Genomic DNA, 5,627 nt, shown 5'->3' on the forward strand with positions numbered 1-5,627 from the left:
TCCTATAGGACGTCAACGCTCGGACGTTACGGGGTTGGCGGGGTCAGGGGGCGATGACCGTCATGCCTGGGGACGTCGGGGGCTCGCTCATGGCGGCCAGGGCCGACGGCGCGTCGTCGAGCGTGATCACGCGACCGACGAGGTTCTCCGGGGCCAGCTCCCCGGCAGCGATCCGGGCCAGCATCGCCGGGTACTCGCGGGCGGCCATGCCGTGGCTGCCGTAGAGCTCCAGCTCCCACCCGACGACACGGTCCATCGGCAGCGGCGGGGTGGCGGCGGCGCCGAGCAGCAGGCCGACCTGCACGTGTCGCCCGCGCCGGCGCAGCCCGAGCACCGAGGCGACCGCTGCCGCCGGGCTGCCGAGCGCGTCGAGGGAGGCGTGCGCGCCGCCGCCGGTCGCGTCGCGGACGGCCGCCGCGACGTCGTCGGGCGAGCCGGATCCGCACGCGAGCGGGTCGAGCGCCAGCTCGGCGCCGAAGCCGAGCGCCGCGGCGCGCGCGGCCGGCGAGACGTCGAGCGCGAGGACCCGGGCGCCGTCGGCCACCGCGATCATGACCGCCGACAGCCCGACGCCGCCGCATCCGTGCACCGCGACCCACTGCCCGGCGCGCGGGCGGGCGTGCACGGTGACGGCCCGGAACGCGGTCGCGAACCGGCAGCCGAGGGCGGCCGCGGTCACCGGGGTCATGCCGGCCGGGAGCCGGACGAGGTTGACGTCCGCGTGGTCCAGCGCGACCTGCTCGGCGAACGACCCGGCGTGCGTGAACCCCGGCTGGGTCTGCCGCTCGCACACCTGACCCTCGCCGGCGAGGCACGCCGCGCACCGCCCACACGCGCAGACGAACGGCACGGTCACGACGTCGCCGACCCGCCAGTCGCGCACCGCGGGGCCGACCTGCGCGACGGTCCCGGCGAGCTCGTGCCCGGGCACGTGCGGGAGGGTGATCCCGTCGTCGTGCCCCTGCCAACCGTGCCAGTCGCTGCGGCAGACCCCGGTCGCGGCGACCCGCACCACGACGCCGTCGGCCGGGCACGCCGGCACCGGCACCTCGCGAACGGTCAACGGCCCGCCGAACTCCTCGAACACCACCGCGCGCATCATCACCGGTCCAGGGTGCACCACGTCCACCGGCCGCCCAGCAACGTCCCGGCCACCGCCATCGCGCGCAGGCCGGCGGGGTCGACCGCGTACGGGTCCGCCTCGAGGATCGCGAGGTCCGCGACGTCGCCGGGTTCCGGCGCGGCGCGGCCGCCCGTGGAGGCCGCGAGCGCGACGTCGAGCGGGAGGCGTTGCTCGGGGTGCCACGGTTCTCGGCCGTTACGGGTGCGGTGCACCGCCGCGGAGATCGCCAGCCACGGGTCGAGCGGCGCGACGGGCGCGTCCGAGCCGAGCGCGAGGGTCGCGCCCGCCGCGCGCAGGTCGCCGTACGCGAACGCGCGCCCGGTGCGGCCGGCCCAGTGCCGATCGGCGACGTCACGGTCGTCCAGGACGTGCTCGGGCTGGATGCTCGCCACCACGCCCAGGGCCGCGAACCGGGCGAGGTCCGCGGGCGCGAGCAGCTGGGCGTGCTCGACGCTGCCGCGGGCGTTGGTCGCTTCGAACGCGTCCAGCGCGAGGGTGTTGGCGTGGTCGCCGATCGCGTGGATCGCGCAGGTCAGGCCGTGCCGGGTCGCCTTCGCCATCAGCAACCGGAGCTCGTCGGGCCCGACCGCGAGCGCGCCGTGCGCCCCGGCTGTGCCCTCGAGCCCGGGGTATTCGTCGTGGCAGTACGCCGTGCGCGTGTTGAGCGAGCCGTCGCTGATCACCTTGAGCGGGCCCATGGTCACCAGTCCGCGCGTGCCCGGCACGACGTCGCCCGTGGCCAGCTCCTCGACGACGGCCCGGTCCAGGAACACCGGCCAGGTCGCGGCGGCGACCCGCAGCGCGTCGGTGCCGGCCGCGATCCGGCGCCGCCACACCGCGAGGTTGTCCGCGAGCTCGAAGTCGACGACCGCGGTGACCCCGCGGGCGGCCGCCGCACGGGCCGCCTCGTCCACCGAGGTGTCCAGCACGCTCGTCGGTGCAGCGCTCACGGCCTCGCTCATCGCGAACCACTCGCCCTCGCGCAGCACGCCCGTCGGGTGCCCGGCCGCGCCGTGGCGGGCGAGTGCGGCCGAGCTCAGCCACCCGCAGTGCAGGTCGCCCGAGACGAGCACGACGGGTGCGTCCGGGAACCCGGCCGCACGCAACGAGTCGTCGAGCAGGTCTGCGTTCGGGGCATCCGCCCACAGGCCGTCCCGGAACCCGAACCCGACGAGCTGCGCGCCGTCCGCGAGCGGACGCGTCCGCAGGCGTTCGACGACCAGGGCGGCGGCGTGGCGCGCGGACGATGCGGCGGAGACGTCGAGTCGCTGGCGGGTCAGCGCCCACTGAGTGAGGTGCACGTGGGAGTCCCGCAGGCCGCGCATGATCGTGCGCCCGCCGACCTCGACGCGCTCGATCGTGCGGGCGCCGCGGTCGCCGCGGTCGATCGCTCGGTCGCCGCGCTCGCCGCGGTCGATCGTGCGGTCGCCGCCGCCAGATCTGGCGCCGGGTTGGTCACCGGGGCTGCTCGAGAACTCGCCCGACAGGTCGGGCCCGATCGCGACCACGCGCCCGTCCCGAACCAGCACATCCACGAGCCCAGAGGCCCCGATGACCCGCCCGCCAACCAGCAGAACCGATCCACCCACGAAAACCGCCACCCCTTGTCGCCGAACTCGGAGGGTAGTCGCGAACTCGAACACTGTGCCGAGTCCGAGTTCGGCGCAAACCTCCGAGTTCGCGGGCGGTGGACTGCGTCGACGGTTGGGTGCAGGTGCAGGTGCAGGTGCAGGTGGCTGCGATGCGAGTGGCTGCGATTGAAGGCGGGCGGTCGGGTGCGTCTTCCGTCAGCGCGGAGCACTCGACGGATCGCCCCTCTGCGGGCCCTCGCAGCGCGTCCGGCTGTCACACGAGCCCCACCAGTCACATGCTCCGCACGGACGGAACGACTCCCGCGTCGCGCCGCGGTGTGGAGGGACGCGCGAGTGACAGATGGTGACCGTGGTGCAGAAGTGATGTCACACCGTCACCATGCGTCACTCCAGTCCCACGCGCGTCCCTGCACACCGCACACGGGCCCGCCGCGGGGTCCTTACGGGAGGGGGTGGCCGGTGAGGCGGTGGTAGGCGTCTTCGTAGCGGGACTGGGTGCGGGCGATGACGTCATCCGGGAGCGGCGGCGGCGGGGTGTTGGTCGCGCGGTCCCAGCCCGACGCCGGGGAGGTCAGCCAGTCGCGCACGTACTGCTTGTCGAAGCTCTCCTGCGCGTGGCCCGGCTGCCAGCTGTCCGCGGGCCAGAACCGCGACGAGTCGGGCGTCAGGACCTCGTCCCCCAGCACGACGGCGCCCGCGTTCGGGCCCTCGAGCGCGCGCCCGAACTCGAGCTTCGTGTCGGCCAGGATCACCCCGCGCTCACGCGCGATCGCCTCGGCCCGCGCGTACACCGCGAGGGTGAGTGAGCGCAGGTGCGCCGCGTCGTCGGCACCGATCTGCGCGGCGACCACCTCGAAGCTCACGTTCTCGTCGTGCTCGCCGAGGGCGGCCTTGGTCGCGGGCGTGAAGATCGGGGTGGGCAGCCGCGAGCCGTCGACCAGCCCGGACGGCAGCGCGACCCCGCACACGGCCCCGCCCGCGCGGTACTCCACGAGCCCGGACCCGGTCAGGTACCCGCGCGCGACGCACTCGACGGGGAACATCTCCAGGCGGCGGCAGACCATCGCGCGGCCGGCGACCTCGTCCGGCACGTCCAGGCTCACCACGTGGTTCGGCACCAGGTCGCTGAGCTGGTCGAACCACCACAGGCTCAGCTGGGTGAGGACCTTGCCCTTGCCCGGGACCGGCGAGGGCACCACGTGGTCGTACACCGAGATGCGGTCGCTCGCGACGACGAGCACGACGTCGCCATCCGGGTGCGGCGCGGCCGGCACGTACAGGTCGCGGACCTTGCCGGTGTAGGTGTGCACCCAGCCGGCGAGCTCGGGCGCGGACAGGGTGCTGGAGGTCTGGCTCACGCCGCCCATCCTCCCGCATCCCACGCCCGCCCCCGTCCCCGCCCCCGCCCGACGGCGGTCCGGCCCTCCGTCGGCCGCCGATCCTTCGCCGACGTAGTACCGCAGCGCCGAGATAGAGCCGTCGGAGGTACCACCTCGGCGCGGAGGTACTACCTCGGCGGTTGGGGCGGTTAGGCGGTTGAGGCGGTTAGGCGGTTGAGGCGGACTGGGCGATGTCGGTGCGGTGGTGGGAGCCGGGGAGCTCGATCCGGGCGACACCGTTGTAGGCGGCCAGGCGGGCCGCGGCGAGGTCCGCACCAACGCCGACGACGGTCAGGACGCGGCCGCCCTTGGCGACGAGCGCGCCGTCGTCGGCCAGGACGGTGCCGGCGTGCAGCACGTGCACGCCGGGCAGCGCGTCGGCCGCCTCGATCCCGGTGATCGGGTCGCCCGAGCGGACCGCCTGCGGGTAGCCGTGCGCGGCGATGACGACCGTGACGGCCGACTGGGCCCGCCAGCGCAGCGGCGGCGCGTCGGCGAGCCGGCCGTTCGCAGCGGCGAGCAGGACGCCCGCGAGCGGCGTCGCGAGCCGCGCGAGCACGACCTGCGTCTCGGGGTCGCCGAACCGCGCGTTGAACTCGACCACGCGCGGGCCCCGGCTGGTGAGCGCGAGGCCGATGTACAGCACGCCCGAGAACGGGACGCCGCGGCGGGCCATCTCCTCGATGGTCGGCTGCGCGACGCGCGCGACGATGTCGTCGACCAGGCCCGGCTCCGCCCACGGGAGCGGGGAGTACGCGCCCATGCCGCCGGTGTTCGGGCCGGCGTCGCCGTCGTGCGCGCGCTTGAAGTCCTGCGCGGGCTCGAGCGGCACGACCGTGACGCCGTCGGTCAGGCAGAACAGGGAGACCTCGGGCCCGTCCAGGTACTCCTCGACGAGCAGCGCTCCGCCCTGCTTGGCGAGGCACACGGCGCCGTGCTCGAGGGCCTCCGCGCGGTCGTTCGTGACCACGACGCCCTTGCCGGCGGCCAGGCCGTCGTCCTTCACGACGTACGGCGGGCCGAACGCGTCCAGCGCGTCGGCGACCTCGTCGTCGGTCGTGCACACGTGCGCCATCGCGGTGGGCACCCCGGCGGCGGCCATGATCTCCTTCGCGAAGGCCTTCGAGCCCTCGAGCGCGGCGGCCTCGCCGCTCGGGCCGAAGCACGGGATCCCGGCGGCCCGGACGGCGTCAGCCACCCCGGCGACCAGCGGCGCCTCCGGCCCGACGACGACCAGCTCGGCCCCGATCGCGACGGCCAGCGAGGCCACCGCGGCGCCGTCCATCGGGTCGACCGCGTGCAGCTCGGCCAGCGCGGCGATGCCGGGGTTGCCCGGGGCGGCGTGCAGCTCGTGGCTCTCGCCGACCGCCTCACCCACCGCCAGCGCGCGGACGAGGGCGTGCTCACGGGCACCGGTACCAATGACGAGGATCTTCACGGCCGCAGAGCCTATCCGGTCCAGCGCTCCGCCCCTCGACGTCGAAATCCGCCCCGTCGGATTCGATCCGGATGGGCGGATTTCGACTTCTCGAC

The 5,627-nt window shown here is 75.0% G+C and carries 4 protein-coding genes; all 4 read right to left on the reverse strand.

The features are described 5' to 3' along the window. Positions 1–43: 43 nt before the first annotated feature. On the reverse strand, positions 44–1,099 hold the full coding sequence (locus VIM26_RS19930) for a zinc-dependent alcohol dehydrogenase family protein (protein ID WP_331954490.1): 1,056 nt from the start codon (positions 1,097–1,099) through the stop codon (positions 44–46). Between the two features lie 2 nt (positions 1,100–1,101). Beyond that, positions 1,102–2,712, reverse strand: coding sequence for an amidohydrolase (locus VIM26_RS19935; protein WP_331954484.1), 1,611 nt, complete (start codon positions 2,710–2,712; stop codon positions 1,102–1,104). A 443-nt stretch (positions 2,713–3,155) separates the two neighbouring features. Beyond that, positions 3,156–4,082: a phosphoribosylaminoimidazolesuccinocarboxamide synthase gene (locus VIM26_RS19940; RefSeq protein ID WP_414696530.1), complete on the reverse strand. Its 927-nt coding sequence runs from the start codon at positions 4,080–4,082 to the stop codon at positions 3,156–3,158. Between the two features lie 178 nt (positions 4,083–4,260). Next, positions 4,261–5,532 (reverse strand): phosphoribosylamine--glycine ligase, encoded by a 1,272-nt coding sequence (gene purD, locus VIM26_RS19945; protein WP_331954488.1) that lies wholly within the window; start codon positions 5,530–5,532, stop codon positions 4,261–4,263. Positions 5,533–5,627 lie beyond the last annotated feature (95 nt).

The sequence above is a fragment of the Pengzhenrongella sp. genome (assembly GCF_036565025.1).
Lineage (GTDB): Bacteria > Actinomycetota > Actinomycetes > Actinomycetales > Cellulomonadaceae > Pengzhenrongella.